Origin of the sequence: Aquabacterium sp. (assembly GCF_036279675.1) — a bacterium.
Lineage (GTDB): Bacteria > Pseudomonadota > Gammaproteobacteria > Burkholderiales > Burkholderiaceae_C > Aquabacterium.
Window position 1 is genome coordinate 1 of the sequence record NZ_DASUIS010000118.1, and the last position, 15,174, is coordinate 15,174.

At 62.5% G+C, this 15,174-nt stretch carries 17 protein-coding genes; all 17 read left to right on the forward strand.

All coding sequences use genetic code 11. The features are described from left to right. Positions 1 to 655: alkaline phosphatase (locus tag VFW93_RS13720; protein ID WP_329694549.1), on the forward strand; the 655-nt coding region annotated here is incomplete at its 5' end. 27 nt (positions 656 to 682) lie between these two features. After that, positions 683 to 1,363, forward strand: coding sequence for a PEP-CTERM sorting domain-containing protein (locus tag VFW93_RS13725; protein WP_329694550.1), 681 nt, complete (start codon positions 683 to 685; stop codon positions 1,361 to 1,363). 192 nt (positions 1,364 to 1,555) lie between these two features. Then, entirely contained in the window at positions 1,556 to 1,972 is a 417-nt protein-coding gene (gspG, locus tag VFW93_RS13730) for a type II secretion system major pseudopilin GspG (protein ID WP_329694551.1), read from the forward strand. Between the two features lie 21 nt (positions 1,973 to 1,993). After that, entirely contained in the window at positions 1,994 to 3,076 is a 1,083-nt protein-coding gene (locus tag VFW93_RS13735; protein ID WP_329694552.1) for a type II secretion system F family protein, read from the forward strand. Continuing rightward, on the forward strand, positions 3,073 to 4,635 hold the full coding sequence (locus VFW93_RS13740; protein ID WP_329694553.1) for a GspE/PulE family protein: 1,563 nt from the start codon (positions 3,073 to 3,075) through the stop codon (positions 4,633 to 4,635). Before VFW93_RS13735 ends, VFW93_RS13740 begins: the two co-directional genes overlap by 4 nt. 5 nt (positions 4,636 to 4,640) lie before the next feature. Continuing rightward, positions 4,641 to 5,393, forward strand: a complete 753-nt coding sequence (locus VFW93_RS13745) for a hypothetical protein (RefSeq protein ID WP_329694554.1) — start codon at positions 4,641 to 4,643, stop codon at positions 5,391 to 5,393. Next, entirely contained in the window at positions 5,390 to 6,004 is a 615-nt protein-coding gene (locus VFW93_RS13750) for a hypothetical protein (protein WP_329694555.1), read from the forward strand. The genes VFW93_RS13745 and VFW93_RS13750 overlap by 4 nt, the downstream gene beginning before the upstream one ends. After that, positions 6,001 to 6,573, forward strand: a complete 573-nt coding sequence (locus VFW93_RS13755) for a hypothetical protein (RefSeq protein ID WP_329694556.1) — start codon at positions 6,001 to 6,003, stop codon at positions 6,571 to 6,573. The genes VFW93_RS13750 and VFW93_RS13755 overlap by 4 nt, the downstream gene beginning before the upstream one ends. Beyond that, entirely contained in the window at positions 6,570 to 7,196 is a 627-nt protein-coding gene (locus tag VFW93_RS13760; RefSeq protein ID WP_329694557.1) for a hypothetical protein, read from the forward strand. The genes VFW93_RS13755 and VFW93_RS13760 overlap by 4 nt, the downstream gene beginning before the upstream one ends. A 2-nt stretch (positions 7,197 to 7,198) precedes the next feature. Further along, complete coding sequence (locus tag VFW93_RS13765) at positions 7,199 to 9,346, forward strand: secretin N-terminal domain-containing protein (protein ID WP_329694558.1); 2,148 nt, start codon at positions 7,199 to 7,201, stop codon at positions 9,344 to 9,346. Between the two features lie 10 nt (positions 9,347 to 9,356). Beyond that, positions 9,357 to 9,839, forward strand: coding sequence for a type II secretion system protein (locus VFW93_RS13770; protein ID WP_329694559.1), 483 nt, complete (start codon positions 9,357 to 9,359; stop codon positions 9,837 to 9,839). Between the two features lie 7 nt (positions 9,840 to 9,846). Further along, positions 9,847 to 10,248 carry a type II secretion system protein gene (locus VFW93_RS13775; RefSeq protein WP_329694560.1) on the forward strand — a complete coding sequence of 134 codons (402 nt, stop codon included), beginning with the start codon at positions 9,847 to 9,849 and terminating at the stop codon, positions 10,246 to 10,248. After that, a complete protein-coding gene (locus VFW93_RS13780) occupies positions 10,242 to 10,691 on the forward strand; it encodes a type II secretion system protein (RefSeq protein ID WP_329694561.1) in 450 nt (149 codons plus the stop codon). Before VFW93_RS13775 ends, VFW93_RS13780 begins: the two co-directional genes overlap by 7 nt. Before the next feature lie 78 nt (positions 10,692 to 10,769). Then, positions 10,770 to 11,597 (forward strand): LuxR C-terminal-related transcriptional regulator, encoded by an 828-nt coding sequence (locus tag VFW93_RS13785; protein ID WP_329694562.1) that lies wholly within the window; start codon positions 10,770 to 10,772, stop codon positions 11,595 to 11,597. Positions 11,598 to 11,606: 9 nt separating this feature from the next. Next, positions 11,607 to 12,479, forward strand: coding sequence for an ankyrin repeat domain-containing protein (locus tag VFW93_RS13790; protein ID WP_329694563.1), 873 nt, complete (start codon positions 11,607 to 11,609; stop codon positions 12,477 to 12,479). Positions 12,480 to 12,865: 386 nt separating this feature from the next. Beyond that, the gene (locus VFW93_RS13795; RefSeq protein ID WP_329694564.1) at positions 12,866 to 13,747 is read left to right on the forward strand and encodes a PEP-CTERM sorting domain-containing protein; all 882 of its coding nucleotides are present in this window, start codon (positions 12,866 to 12,868) and stop codon (positions 13,745 to 13,747) included. A gap of 76 nt (positions 13,748 to 13,823) precedes the next feature. After that, positions 13,824 to 15,122: a hypothetical protein gene (locus VFW93_RS13800; RefSeq protein WP_329694565.1), complete on the forward strand. Its 1,299-nt coding sequence runs from the start codon at positions 13,824 to 13,826 to the stop codon at positions 15,120 to 15,122. The last annotated feature ends 52 nt before the right edge of the window (positions 15,123 to 15,174 follow it).

Here is a 15,174-nt window from a genome sequence, read left to right on the forward strand (position 1 = left end):
GGTGGAAGGTGCTTCGATCGACAAGCAGGCTCACCTGATGGACAGCGACCGCTGGATCCTCGAGACCATCGAGTTTGACCGCGCCGTGCAGAAGGCCAAGGACTTCGCCACGGCCAACCCTGACACCATCGTCATCGTGACTGCGGACCATGAGTGTGCAGGTGCCGCGATCATCGGTGCTTCCACCGCATCGGCCGCCACCCTGAACTCGATCGCTGCGGGCACGACCCACACGACCGCTGCCCAGCGTGACGCCGTGGTTGGTACCTATGATTCGGCCAAGTTCCCCAAGTACACCATCGCGGCTGACGGCTATCCGGTTGCCACGGACATCGACGGCAAGATGTTGATTGGCTACGGTGCCAATGCTGATCGCTATGAGACCTGGTTGACCAGTGCGCAACCTACCCAGGATTCGCAGCAACCTTTCGTCGGTACGACACCATTGAACGGCTACCCGCTGAACCCGAACGTGCGCAACAGCGCCACCGGCTATCTGGTGACCGGCCAGGTTCCCGCGGACCAGGCTACCCACACGGCCACCGACATCCCGCTGTCGGCATTCGGTCGCGGCGCTTCCTTGTTCACCGGCGTGTTTGACAACACCGATGTGTTCTTCAAGCTGAGCCAGATCGTCATTGGTGGCGCCAAGTAAGCGCGCGGACCACACAGGAGCATTCTCATGAGCAAGTTTTCTCTGCGTGGTCTCGTGGCTGCTGTCGCACTGGCTTCGGCCAGTGTGGCGGCCCACGCTGACATCGCGATCAACACCGCCTTGAACTTTGATTCGGTGGCCGACGGCACCAGCGCCAACAGCTATCTCGCCAGCCTGGGCCTGGGCGGCGTGATGTCCTTTGGCAATGGTGATGTGGTCGACGACGTGGACGCCTTTGGCGATCTGACCGGCACCCATCATTGGGTTGACGCCAGCGCGACCTATGGCGACGTGCTGGTGAGCAGCAGTGCCGCAGCGGTGTCTGGCGGCAATGTGCTGTCCAATGGCTTTGCGCCCATCCTGTTGCAGTTCGCCGCTCCCGTGGACCTGGCCTTGTTCTCGGTACAGTTGGACAACAACACATGGAGCAACTTCGCCAACGTGCTGCAGTTCCTGGATGCCAGCGGTCATGCGATCAGCGGTACCGACGTGAGCTTTGGGGCGCTGAACCAGCCTGGCTACACCGTGGCCGCCACAGGCCCGGTCTACGGCGTGTCTTCGGTGTTGTTGAGCTTCGGCAGTCGCAACTTCGACAACCTGCAGGTGACGACCATGGCAGCGGTGCCCGAGCCTGAATCGTGGGTGCTCATGGCTTCCAGCATGGCCGTTCTGGGTGCCTTCGTACGTCGCCGTCAGAACCAGCGTTAAGCCGCACGTTCTTCACGTGCCAATGCCCGCCGGGCTCTGCCTGGTGGGCATCTTTCATGTCGGAGCATCCCTTCATCAAGTGCCAATGTGACAGGGATGCCGCGGCGTTGTCATAAAGCTGTCAGCACTAGCCCAATAGGATCATGCCCAGTAGCTTCGATGAAGCCTGACGAAGCTGGAAGGATCCTTTTGATGAATAAGTGGCAAGCCCAACGGGGCTTCACCTTGCTGGAACTGTTGGTGGTGCTGGTCATCATCGGCTTGCTGGCGGGCTATGTGGGCCCGCGCTTCTTCTCTCAGATCGGCAAGTCGGAAGTCAAGACGGCCATGGCGCAGGTCGATGCACTGGGCAAGGCGCTGGATCAGTACCGACTGGATACCGGGCACTACCCCAGTACCGAGCAAGGCCTCAATGCCTTGTGGGTCAAGCCCGGTGATGAGGCACGCTGGTGGGGGCCCTATCTGCGCAAGGCGCCACCCAATGACCCCTGGGGCAAGGCTTATCAATACAAGGCGCCAGGTGAGCACGGCGACTACGACCTGTTCTCGCTGGGCAAGGATGGCCGCGAGGGCGGTGACGGTGAAGACCAGGACATCACCAACTGGTGAATGAGGCGACCAGGAAGCAAGATGCGTCGTTCTGTTTCACTCGTCTCAGTCAAGCCTGCAAGCAAGCGGGCTCGTCAGGAGGCATTCCCGCGCAGGCTGTTCTGTCAGGAGCTGGCCGTGCTGCTGGATGCCGGCATACCCCTGTACGAGGCCTTGATCACCCTGCGTGAAAAGGAGTCGTCCACATCCGTGGCCCATGTGCTGGACACCTTGACCACGGCCTTGTCACAGGGCAAGACCTTGTCGCAAGGCATGCGCATGCAGCCATCGGCGTTCAGTTCATTGCTGATCGCGTCGATCGAAGCCAGTCAGCGTACCGGCCAGACGGCGCAGGCTCTGCGCCAGCACGCCGCTTACCTGGCCTGGCTGGATGGCTTGCGCGACAAGCTGATCAGTGCGGCCATCTACCCAGCGATCCTGATCGGCGCCAGTACGCTGGTGATCGCCTTCCTGACCGTGTTCGTGGTGCCGCGCTTCGCGGAGATCTATGAAGACATGGGCGGTGATCTGCCCTGGATGTCGGCGGTCTTGCTGGATGTCGGGCGGGGTGTCGGTGCACATCCCTGGCTGGCGATCGGTGGCTTGCTTGGTTTGATGGCGGGGATCTGGGCGGCATGGACCTCGCCCGTGACGCGCGCCCTGGTGTCAGCGCAACTGTGGCGTACCCCTGTGATCGGGCCACGTTTGCGGCTCATCGAATTGGCCTCGCTCTACCGTACCTTGGGCCTGTTGTTGCAGGCAGGGGTGGCTGTGGTGCCCGCGTTGGAGGCCTCGGCTGAATTGGTGGGGCCGTCGCTGCGCGGGCAACTGGAGCAGGCCACGCGCCGTGTACGTGAGGGCGTTCGGCTGTCCGAGAGTCTTCATCAGAACGACTTGAGTACGCCTGTGTCGTTGCGCATGGTGCGGGTGGGCGAACAGACAGGCGAGCTGGGCAGCATGCTGGAGCGTGCGGCTACGTTTTACGACGAAGAGCTGGCGCGTTTCACCGAGTGGGTAGGCAAGGTGGTGAGCCCGGTGTTGATGTTGATCATGGGCGTGCTCATCGGTGGCATCGTGGTGCTGATGTATCTGCCCATCTTTCAGGTGGCGGAGCAGATTCAATGAGTGCCGTGCTCAAGGCCGTGGTGGCCGCACCTGACCCCGTTTTGTCTTGTGTGCCTGACTGGACCATCTGGCCCCTGGCCAAGGCCATGCGCTTGCGTGTGGTGGTGGCACGCGATGAGCTGGCGCATTGGTGTGTGCTGACTCCCGTGATGGATGACGTGCTGCTGCGCGAGGCGGTGGCGCGGGCCGTGCCTCATGCGCTGTCGTGGCGCCAGGTCGGTGAAGAGGCGCTGTCCTTGCTGCTGGCGCAGGGCGAACAGGCATTCGAGGCGCGTGGAGCCTTGCTGTCCGGTGAAGACGGCTCTGCCTTGCAGGAGGGCACTTCGGCCCTCCATTTGCTGACGGTGGATGCCATCAGCCGCCAGAGCAGCCCCGTCATCAAGTTGCTTGACGCAACCTTGTTTGACGCCCTCAAGGCCCAGGCCAGCGACTTGCATCTTGAATCCACGGCCACGGGCATGGTGATTCGCCATCGCCTGGATGGTGTGATGCGCCATGTCGGCGATGTGGGCTCGCGTGAGATCGCCGAGCAACTGGTGTCACGCCTGAAGGTCATGGCCGAGCTGGACATTGGCGAGCGACGCCTGCCTCAGGATGGTCGGTTCAAGTTGCGCGTGCTGCAGTCGGCTGAAGAGGGGCTGCGCGAGGTGGACTTCCGTGTTTCCATCATGCCCAGCAGCTTTGGTGAAGACGCCGTGCTGCGCATCCTGGACCGCAGTCGGCTTTCGTCTCAGGCTGAAGCCTTGAGCCTCGAGGGCCTGGGCTTTGATGCCGATGATGCTGCCGTGGTGCGCCGCCTGGCTCGCAAGCCCTATGGGATGTTGCTGGTCACGGGCCCTACCGGCAGTGGCAAGACGACGACGCTGTATGCCGTCGTGCAGGAGATCAATGACGGGACGGACAAGATCATCACGATCGAGGACCCGGTCGAGTATCAGCTGGGTGGCGTGGTGCAGATCCCCGTTAATGACAAGAAGGGGCTGACCTTTGCGCGTGGCTTGCGCAGCATCCTTCGCCATGACCCGGACCGCGTGATGGTGGGCGAGATCCGCGATGCCGAAACAGCCCAGATCGCGTCACAGGCCGCATTGACCGGTCACCTGGTCTTGTCGACCATCCACGCCAACAATGTGTTCGATGTGGTGGGCCGCTTCATGCACATGGGGGTGGACCTGTACAACATGGTCTCCGCCCTCAATGGGGTGGTGGCTCAGCGCCTGATGCGCAAGCTGTGCACGCAGTGTGCGCAGCCGTGGCAGCCTGCGGCCTCCGACCTCAAGGCGGCGCAGCTGCCGCTGGACACGCACGGTCACTTTCATCGTGCCGTGGGGTGCCCGGCTTGCAGGCAGACCGGCTATCGAGGCCGCCGAGCGGTGTCCGAGGTGCTGCTGATGGACGACACCTTGCGTGACCTCATCGTGAGCCGCGCATCGCTCATCAAGATCAAGGCGCATGCTCGTGCCAGCGGCACGCGGCTGTTGCGCGAGTCCGCGCTGGCCTGTGTGCTGCGAGGCGAGTCCACCCTGGATGAGCTCAACCGCGTGACCTTGGTGGAATGAGCCGCATGATCGATGTTCAAACCATGTGGCGGCGTATACAGGGCCGCTGGACCTCCTTGCGCCAGGTGCCGGCCCTGTACCTTTTTGCACCGACGAGCGGGACTGAGGACATGGCACTGGCCTTGTCGGCGTTTGCTCAGTGGTGCGAGGCGCACCCTGGGGTGAGGTGTCGAGTCGGCTTGTCAGGGTGCTGGTTGCTTCACAGCGTGCCGGGGCCAACTGGCGATGCCCAGTCTGCGCAAGCCTTGGCCCTGCAGCAGTGGGCGCACTACCTCGATCTGGATGAATCGACGCTGCTGCGCGACTGGGTCTTGCGCGAGGTGGCCGTGTCCAAGGTGGCGCTGGTTTGTGCGGTGCCTCGAAGCCTCATCGAGGGCTTGCATGAGCAAGCAACGGCTCACGGCGTCCGGCTCGAATGGGTGGGCCCCTGGTGGGCTCAAGGCGTTCAGTTCTGGCTGGCCGATCTGGCTGCAGACGTGACTCGGCCTGAGGGCATCAGGACCTTGCATCTGGTTGAACCGGACCTGGTCACGCATGTGCAGGCCACTGGCCAACCGGGGAAGACCGCTTCCCTGCAGCGAATCTGGTCCGACAGGCATGACGCGTCGCGCCTTGCGCCTGGTGATGGCCGTGTCGTGCTTCAAGCGCCAGCCTCTGACGGCCAGGCCAATACGGCCGTCCAACACGGTCTGTGGGATCACACGGCCTTGCAGCCGGTGCTCTCGGGTGTGGACAGTTGCTGGAAGGCGCAGGCATGAACAAGGTCTGGCAATCCTGGCGCTACCCGGCCTGGGCCGATGAACTGGACTTCGTGGGGCCCCGTGTGCGCACGGCGCCATGGGCGTGGGCGATCCTCCTGTGTGGCTTGCTGGCTGCTGCCTGGACATGGACCTGTGTCTCTCGCCTGGACAATGATCTGGCCGATGCGCAACAAGTCGTCAAACGGTTGCAGCGCGCGGCGCATCAGGCGCAGGTGAACAGCATGGCGAGCCGCCAGACAGGCACGGCAGGGTCGACCGCACCGGCACTGACGCCTGATGCGGCGCGCCACGCCGCGCAACTGGCGCAGTTTCTGTCCTATCCATGGGTGAGCGTGATGGAGCGGGTGGAGCAGTCGGCCAAGGCCGAGCAGGCTGTGATGTTGTCTTTCAGCCTGGATCTGGCGCCTCTGGCAACGCAGGCACAAGCAGCGCCGGAAGTGCGCGTGGTGGCAGCCATCAAGGATGATGACGCCGCGCTTCGCTGGGCCCATGCACAGGGCACCTCTGCGCAGTTGCTCAACCGTGAGCGCCTGGCGGCGCCGTTTGTGACGGCAGTGGGCCGCTATGACTGGCGAGCCGAGGCATCCTGGCCGGGAGCGCAGCCATGATGGTGCGCACGCTGAAGCGCCTGGGATTGGCCGGTGGCATGGGCATCTCGCTGTTGGTGGGGGCGGCCTGGGTCTACCTTGCCTGGTTGCCTGCACAACAAGAAGCTGTGGACAAACTGGGCTCGCAGGCGCGGCGCATGCGCCATGAACTGCAGGCTGCTTCAGGTGGCGCGCAACAGCGTGAGCGATCGGCCGATGTCCGGTCGCCAGAGGCCGCCTGGGATGCACTGTGGCATGGCCTGCCTGTTGCCGATCAGCGTGTGCCCTTGCAGGCAGCTGTCCTGGCTGCAGCGCGCGACAACGAGGTGATGGTGAGCAGCGTGCAGTACCAGGGCCGCCGTGCGCCTTGGTCGGCGCGAGAGGGCGCCGTGTTGTGGCGCCAGCGCATGGTCATGCCGGTCAGCGGCAGCTACCCTGCCTTGAAGGCCTGGATGGCACAGATGCTCAAGGAGCCCGCACTCACCATTGACGAGGTGGCCATGCAGCGCAGCGATCCCGCCCTAGACCAGTTGCAGGCGAGGGTGACCGTGTCGCTGTGGTGGCGCAAGCCGGAAAAGGCGCAGCCATGAACCGACCCTTGTTGATCGTGTTGGCCTTGGTGGCCGGCCTGGCGGTGTATCTGGGCAGCCAGGGCGATGACGAATTGCTGGCATCGCCCAAGGCTGGTCAGGCACAACGCAAGCGGGGGAAGGACACTGCACCCGGCGGGCCATCGACCGAACGCAGGTCTGCGCCGGTTGGCGGCAAGACCGACCTCGTCGAACCATGGGTGGCGCAGGCCTTGATGGATGGCGTGAACCGATGGCAACAGCGCGAGCGCGCGTCGGCACAGGAGGGCTCAACTCATCAGACAGTTGTAGCGTGGGCCGGCGTCAATCCGCCACCGCCCCCCGCGCCTCCGAAATCTGTTGCGGAGGGGGCACCACCGCCGCCTCCGCCGCCCATGGCGCCTCGCTTTCCCCACGCGTGGGTAGGCCGGTTCAATGATGAGAGCTTGCCTCAGGCTTCTGGTGCCTCTGCGCCAGCCCTGGCGGTTGGGGCGCGCGCCGTTTTGACCAGCCCACAAAGCACCTGGGTGGTGCGCGTGGGCGACGTGATCGAGGGCCAGTGGCGCATCGATCGAATTCAGGACCGAACCATGAGTCTGACTTACCTGCCTTTGCAGCAACAGCAGACTGTTGTGATGAGATGAACATGATCGATTTGTCGGCGCTGCGTGCGCAGCTTGTACTGGCGATGATCATCATCGCGACGCTGGTGGCCGGGTGTGCCAATCCGGCGATCGAGGACGCCCATCGCCTGGCGGGCATGGGTCAACATGAGGCCGCCCTTCAAAAGCTGGATGAGGCGGCGCGCAAGGATCAGGCTGACCGCCAGCTGCGCAATGAGGTGCTCATGCAGCGCGATGCCACGGTCGGTTATCTGGTCTACCTGGCCGACGCAGCACGTGCGGCAGGCAGGCTCGATGAGGTGGCCAATGTGCTCAAGCGCATGGAGGCGGCCGCGCCGCAGCATCCGCGTGTGGCGTGGTTGCGAAGCGAGTTGAATCGGCTGGAGCGGCATCAGCGCCTGGTGGCGGATGCTCAGCAGCAGCTGGACGCGAGGGCTTTCGACAGGGCGGATGCCGCCTTGCAGACGGTGCTGTCGGAAGACCCCGGCAACGGCAAGGCGCGGGCCATGATGAACAAGTTGTCCGAGCTGCGGGAAACGCAGAGCCGCAAGCAGGCCACCTTGCAACTGGCCACGGCCACCAAGCCCGTCACGCTTGAATTCCGCGAGGCGTCGGTGCGCACGGTGTTCGAGACGCTGGCCCGGGCAGCTGACGTCAACTTCGTGTTCGACAAGGATGTGCGCAGCGATGCCAAGGTGACCTTGTTCCTCAGGAACACGACGGTGGACGAGGCCATGCGCGTGATCCTCAGCACCCAGCAGTTGAGTGCGAAGCTGCTCAACGACAACACGGTGCTGGTCTTTCCCGCGACCCAGCAGAAACAGCGTGATCTGCTGGACACGGTCACGCGAACCTTCTATCTGGTCAATGCCGACCCAAAACAAGCGTTGTCTCTCGTTCGCACCGTGGCCAAGACGCGCGACATCTTTGTGGACGAGCGTCTGAACCTGCTGGTCGTGCGCGACACGCCGGAGGTGGTGCGCCTTGTCGAGCGCCTGATCCAGAGTATCGACCTGGCCGATCCGGAAGTGATGCTGGAGCTGGAGGTGATGGAAGTGTCCAACAACCAGTTGAACTCGCTGGGGTTGTCGTGGCCCACCACGGTGTCTTATGGCGTGCCTGGATCAACTGCACCCTTGACCACGCTCACGGGCCTGCAGTCATTCACGACCAACCCGCTGGCCATTGCCACCTTGCGGGCTACGCATGACACGACCAACATCCTGGCCAATCCCAAGATCCGTGCGCGCAACAGAGAGAAGGCCAAAGTGCTGCTGGGCGAAAAGCTGCCTGTCTTCACGACCACCTCCACACCCAACAATGGCAGCATCTCGAATGCGGTGTCCATCAATTATGTGGACGTGGGGCTCAAGCTCGATGTGGAGCCTCAGGTGCAACTGGACAACGATGTGACCATCAAGGTGGCGCTGGAGGTCAGCAGCATCACCAACAAGATTACCGGCCCGAACGACTCTTTCGCCTACCAGGTCGGTACCAGGCAAGCCACCACGACGCTGCGCTTGCGTGATGGCGAGACGCAGATACTGGCCGGTTTGATCAATGACAGTGAAAGCCGCAGCTCGGCGGGCATCCCAGGCCTGCATGACATGCCGATTGCCGGGCGCCTGTTTGGTCTGACCACCAACGAGCGCAAGAAGTCCGAGATCATTCTGCTGGTGACGCCGCACATTGTGCGCAATGTGATCCAACCTGGTTCCGCTGCATCGTTCATGCCGTCTGGCACGGAGAGTCAGCCGGGTGCACCCGCCTTGATCTTGCGTGACGAAGCCAGGATGTCTGGGTTGGCTGCGGGGGGCGGCGGCCCCACGACAGCCAGGCCTGCCAAGGGAACGGGCGACGGTGTCACCATGAGCGGGCCTGAGGAGGTCAGCCCTGGTGCGAGCTTTCAGGTCACGCTGACCAACCTGAAGGCGCAGGCTGCACCTGTGATGCTGGTGATCGACCCCACTGTGCTCGAGCTGGAGGGAGGGGCGAACGGAGATGGTCGTCTGACAGTGACCTTGCCCCCCAATGGCTCACATGCCGTGAACGTCCGCATGCGTCCGGACACGCCACAAGGTGAGGCGTTGCTTGTGTTGGAGCCGTCCGGCGCTTCGTGGCGGATCAAGGTTCGCAACGAGGCGGCGTCATCGGAAGTTGAAGATCATTGAGGGGTAGAAGATGCGCCTCTCTGTTGATCGTTCAGGTGGCTTCACGCTCATCGAGATGGTGGTGGTGGTACTGATCGTCAGCATCCTGGCCAGCGCGGCCATGCCACTGGCAGCATTGCACAAGCGGCGCACGCAGGAGGTCGAGTTGCGGCAGAGCCTGCGTGTATTGCGCACCGCGCTGGATGACTACAAGCGTGCCTGGGACCAGGGGCGCATCGAGAAGAAGGCCGACGACTCTGGCTATCCGCCTTCGCTGGATGTGCTGGTCAATGGTGTCAAGGACGCCAGTTCTCCCAAAGGCTTGCGCATCTACTTCTTGCGACGCTTGCCACGAGACCCTTTTGCAGACCCCATCCTGCCCGCTGCGCAGACCTGGGGTTTGCGCAGCTATGCCAGCCCACCGGATGCGCCAGCATTTGGCGCTGACGTGTTCGACGTGTACTCCACCAGCGACGGCGTGGGGCTGGACGGTACGCCCTATCGGCAGTGGTGATCAAACCATGAGTAAAGCTGGCATGCATCCTCATCGCAATTCGGGCTTCACGCTGATCGAATTGATCGTCGTCCTGGCCATCATCGGCCTGCTGGCCAGCATCGTGGCACCGCGCTATGTGCGCACGGTGGACAACGCCCGTGAAGCATCCCTGCGCACCTCGCTCAACGTGATGCGCGATGCCATTGACAAATACGTGGGCGACAAAGGGCGTTACCCGGACTCGCTCGATGAGCTGGTCAACCAGGGGTACATTCGACAGATTCCTGAAGACCCCGTCACGGGGCGCCGGGACAGCTGGCAGATGCTGCCTCCACCTGTCGATGGCAGGGTGAACGGCAAGATGGCCGATGTGCGCAGCGGCGCAGCAGGCAAGGGGCAGAACGGTGTCCCTTTCGCATCATGGTGAGTACCCCGAGAGGTCGGCCCGTACAGGGCGGCTTCACCTATCTCATGCTCATCTGGTGGGTGGCCATATCAGGCCTGATGTTGGCAGCACTGGCTGAGAACTGGTCGCATGCGATGCGCCGCCAACGCGAAGCCGAGCTCGTTTTCCGCGCCGGGCAGATCAGGCAAGCCATCGAGGGCTATCACAAGGTGATCACGCCTGGTGGGACCGCCCAGTGGCCTACCCAACTGGAAGACCTGCTGGACGACCGACGAGGGCCGACGCCCAGGCGCCACCTGCGTCGCATCTGGCCTGATCCCATCACCGGTGATGGGAAGTGGGGCTTGATCAAGGAGGGGGCTGGCATCAAGGGGGTGTACAGCAACTCCGAGGCCCAGCCTCTGGCTGCGCCTGACGGCGTCGATCAGTACAGGCAATGGCTTTTTGTTGCGACAAACGGATAAAGGTCGTTTCATGGATGTTTCGTCAACAAACCGTCATTGACCATTCATAGACTACGGCCGCTACCCCTTCTACCCACCATGCCATATCCCAACATCGCGCCAGAGCAATCCGAGTGCTTGCTCCGTGTCGTTGAGGCTGCGCCTCAAGTTCGCCGAAGACACCAGTACTTTGTCTGGTGTCAGGGCGACTTCCAGCGCTGGCTACCTCACAAGTTCAGCGTGTGTGGCAGCTATGACCGCGATCTGCGTGAAGTGGTGTTCGACCTCTTCAACAGCATTCCGGTGCCTGAGGATATCGCCGAGCGATTGAAGAATGCGCGAGCACCGTTGATGACCGCCGCCTTGCAGTGCTGGCGACGCGCTCGCTATCAGGCTTGTCGACTGGATCTGGTCTTGTTGGACAAGGCCGATCAGGCCGTGCGCATTCTGCTGGACATGGGCTACCAGTATCTGTTGATCCATGGAGTGACCAGGCCAGGTCGCCCTGAAGAGCTGGAGAGCTTCTTCGTCTTCGGGCAGCCTCAACGTACCTATGATGACGCCGACATCCTGGCGCTCGAGATGCTGCTGCCTTGCCTGCACACGGCATACCAACGGGTGTGCGTGACCGAGCGTCAGATGGTCTCCGCCAGGTTGCCCATGGCGGGCACCAGTGCCATGCTGCCGCAGCAGCGCTCCGCGCCGATCACCGAGCGAGAGAGGGAGATCCTGCTTTGGGTGCGGGATGGGCTGAGCAATCAGCAGATCAGCGAGAAGCTGGGCATCAGTGCCCTGACAGTCAAGAACCACGTCCAGAAGATCCTGCGCAAGTTGGGTGCCGCCAATCGCGCTCAGGCCGTTGCCAAGGCCATGACCATGAATGCCTTTGGCGCGATGCCTCATGGCTCGGGTGAGGCCTATTACTGAAACGACAGCATGAACCATGTCCATTGTGGCCGCGCCCTTTGCGCGGTTTTCTTTTGCCTGCTCAGTGTGGCCAGCCGGGCCCAGGGCATCAGCAGCGCTGACCAGACGGAATGGTCATCTTTCATGCCTGCCGGCAATCAACCTGAAAGAGCAGGTCCGGTGCTGGATCAGGTCTATCAGGACGTGCGCCGCGATGGACCTTGGTCCCGTCAGTCCGAGGTGGCCTTGTCGGCCTCGGAGCGTACCTTGCTGCAGTTGCTGAGCGAGCGCAACTGGCGCGATGCCCTCGCGTGGCTCAAGCAGCATCAACCTGATCTCAATCGCCGCGATGATGCGGGGCGAACGCCCTTGACCATGGCTGTGCAGGGTGACCAGTTGGAGCTGGTCAGGGAGATGATCAAACGTGGCGCAGATCCGGATCAGGCGGGTGCCTCTGGCATGACGCCTTTGGGGGCCGCAGCCTTCTTCGGGCGGGAGACCATGGTGCGCGATCTGTTGAGAGCCGGTGCGGACATCGACAAGCCCAATAACATGGGGCAGACCGCCTTGCATCTGGCCTGCGTGAGTGGGCAGATCCGCACCGTGGCCTTTTTGCTCGAACGCGGGGCCGACTGGCGATTGACGAACAAGCAAGGGCGACACGCCTTGGCGGAGGCCGCGCATACGGGGCAGTTGCCTATCCTGCAATTGTTCAAGGCCAGGGGCATGGACTTGTCGACCCCCGACTTCTACAGACTCAATGCCGTTCATGCTGCGGCCATGGGTGAACAGAGAGAAACCGTGGCCTGGCTTCGAGCCCAAGGTGTGCCGGTGAATTCGGTGTTGACGCAGTTGATCATCGATCAACTCAACACCGAACGGGGGCTTGTCACCGGGCCTTGAAGTCAGTCGATTCGCACCATTTCAAACAACGCCACGTTCCCGAAAGGGTCGTGGCGTTGTTCCTTGCGAACGCGTTCTTTCGTGCCCACTCAAACAAGGGGGGGCAAGGCGCATGGGACCAGCTGACTTGCATGCGTCACCTCACTTGATCCTTTCGGATCACGCCTGGTGCCATGGGAAGGCGCCATCGGTGTCACGCCGACTGACTATCGTGAGCCGAGTTGAGAAGGGCGAGCAGGCGGCAGTCTGAACGGCTCATGTGTGATCAGGGTTGACCCGGAACGCCTGTCACACGTGTTTTTGACACTGCAGGCACTTCGAGGAGCAGTTCGCTCGGGGTTCCAAAAATTTTCCTTCTTATCTGACTTCCTAAACGGAGCAAGCACATGAAATTGCAAACTATCGTCGCCGCCCTGGCACTGGCTGCCACCGGCGCCGCCAACGCCAGCCTCAACGGCATGGACACTGGCACCTCCAGCTCGGTCGCCTTCATCGCTCAAGACACCGTCGGCGGCACACAAGGTTCCGTGTTCGTGGACCTGGGCTTCTCGTTCGCCGACTTCATGCCTGCCTCGCAAGGCGGCCCCGCCAACCTGTCCGCCGTGAACAACACGGTCGTGTGGAACTTCGCCAACAACACCATCACCCGCAATGGCGTGGCCGTGAATGCCACGAACGACTTCTCGGCTGTGGCGCCTTTCTTTGCCTCGGCTGGTGCCGATGCCAAGTGGGGTGTGATCGCCGGTGACACCGTCGGTGTGGACTTCATGACCCGCTACCTGACCACTGGTACGCCCACGCCTGCCAACCTGACCAACCAAGGCGACTCTTCCGCTTTGCAACTGGTTGCTCCGCTGTGGGACCTGACCGGCGCTGCCATCACCAGCTCGGCTGACAACGGTTCGTACTACGCCTCCTCCAACACCGACCCAGCCTGGACCGGCAGCAACGCCACGGGTATCGGTACCCTGGGCAAGTGGCAGAACAACATCACCTGGAACGCCCTGACCGCAGGCACGCAAACCAACTTCGTGTTCGCCAACGGCGACGGTACTGAAGAGTTCGTTGGCGCAGCACCCGTTGGTTCCACCACCACCGGCCTGCTGAACGCCCGCGGCACCTTCACCTACAGCGCTGCTGCCCAGACGCTGACCTGGCAAACCGCCACCGTGACCGTGATGCCTTCCGTTCCCGAGCCCAGCACCTACGGCCTGGGCCTGGTGGCCCTGGCCATCATGGGCCTGACCGCTCGTCGCAAGGCCAAGTAATGCGTGAAGGGCGTGGCGTGAGCCGCGCCCTTTTTATGCCCCCGCTTCAACCTTCTGCTTTAACTGGATGCCCAAAATGAAATTCTCCAAGCTGATGATCGCCACCATCGCCGTGTGCGGTGCTTCGCAAGCCATGGCCGCTGGCGTGACCCGCCTGACCGGCTCTTCCGCTTCCTCCGTCAACGTGGTTCGCGGGGCCGTGAACATGTGCGTGGCCAACGGTGGCTCCGCCCTCGTGTACAAGACTTCTTCTTCCACGAGCGCACTGGGCAACCAGTTCACCGTGACCTGCTCGACCGATTTCGACGCCAGCATCCCCGTCACTGCCAATGAACTGCGCGTGAACGTGGCCAACGGCTCTGAAACCGCCGTCACCAACGCTGCTGCTAACCCTTCGTCGACCGCTACCGGCTTCCTGGTTCCTACTGGTTCGTGCACCCCGCTGGCAGCCGGCACCGAAGCCCTGTCTTTCCTGGGCGCTGGTCAGATGCTGAATTGCGGTACCGCTCTGGCCGACACCAGCAAGTCTGATGGTGGTTTCCTGGACGTGGAAGGCCCGATCTTCAACGCCAACTACGACGCCGGTGATTTCGCTCCTGCAGGCTTCAGCCAAGTGTTCGGCATCGCCGTCAACGCCACGCTGTACAACGACCTGCAGGCCTACCAGAAGACGGTCGCTGGCGGCAGCGTCGTGCCCGCTTCCTGCGCTGTTGGTGACACCACGCCCACTTGCCAGCCCAGCCTGAGCCGCGCTCAGATCACTTCGCTGATCAACTCGTCCACGACCAACGGCGCCAAGACCGGTGGCCTGGCTTACCTGGTGGGTGCTGGCAGCCAGACTGCTGGCCTGACCAACAAGATCACCTACTGCAAGCGCCCTCAGTCTTCGGGTACGCAGCAAAGTGCTCAACTGTACTTCCTGAACTACGACGCGCTGGGTTCGCTGGGCGGCAAGGAGCCCATCATCGGCAACGTGACGCTGTCGAAGTACGCTGCAGTTGAAAACTCGAGCTCCGGTAACGTCAAGAGCTGCCTGAACGCCAGCGCCACAACTGACGGCTACAAGTTCGGCGTTCTGTCCCTGGAAAACAACCCCATCGGTGGTTCTGACACCTATCGCTTCGTTCGCCTGAACGAAGTGGCCGCAACCGAAGGCGTGGCTGGTTCTACCCAGACCAGCACGGCCATCTCTGGTCGTTATGACTTCGTGTACGAACTGTCGGCTTACTGCCCCGCCGGTACTTGCGCACCTGTCATCGACGGCATCAAGGCCAACGTGGGTGCTGGTGCTTCCAGCCCCGGCCTCTTCGTGACCGGTGTCGAGTCGAAGTTCGGCCGCGGCGGTAACTCCAACAAGCCTTACGCCTCGCGTTAATTGGTGAAGGTGCCCCCGAGCGCTGGTTCGGGGGCCGGATACCCGGGCTTTT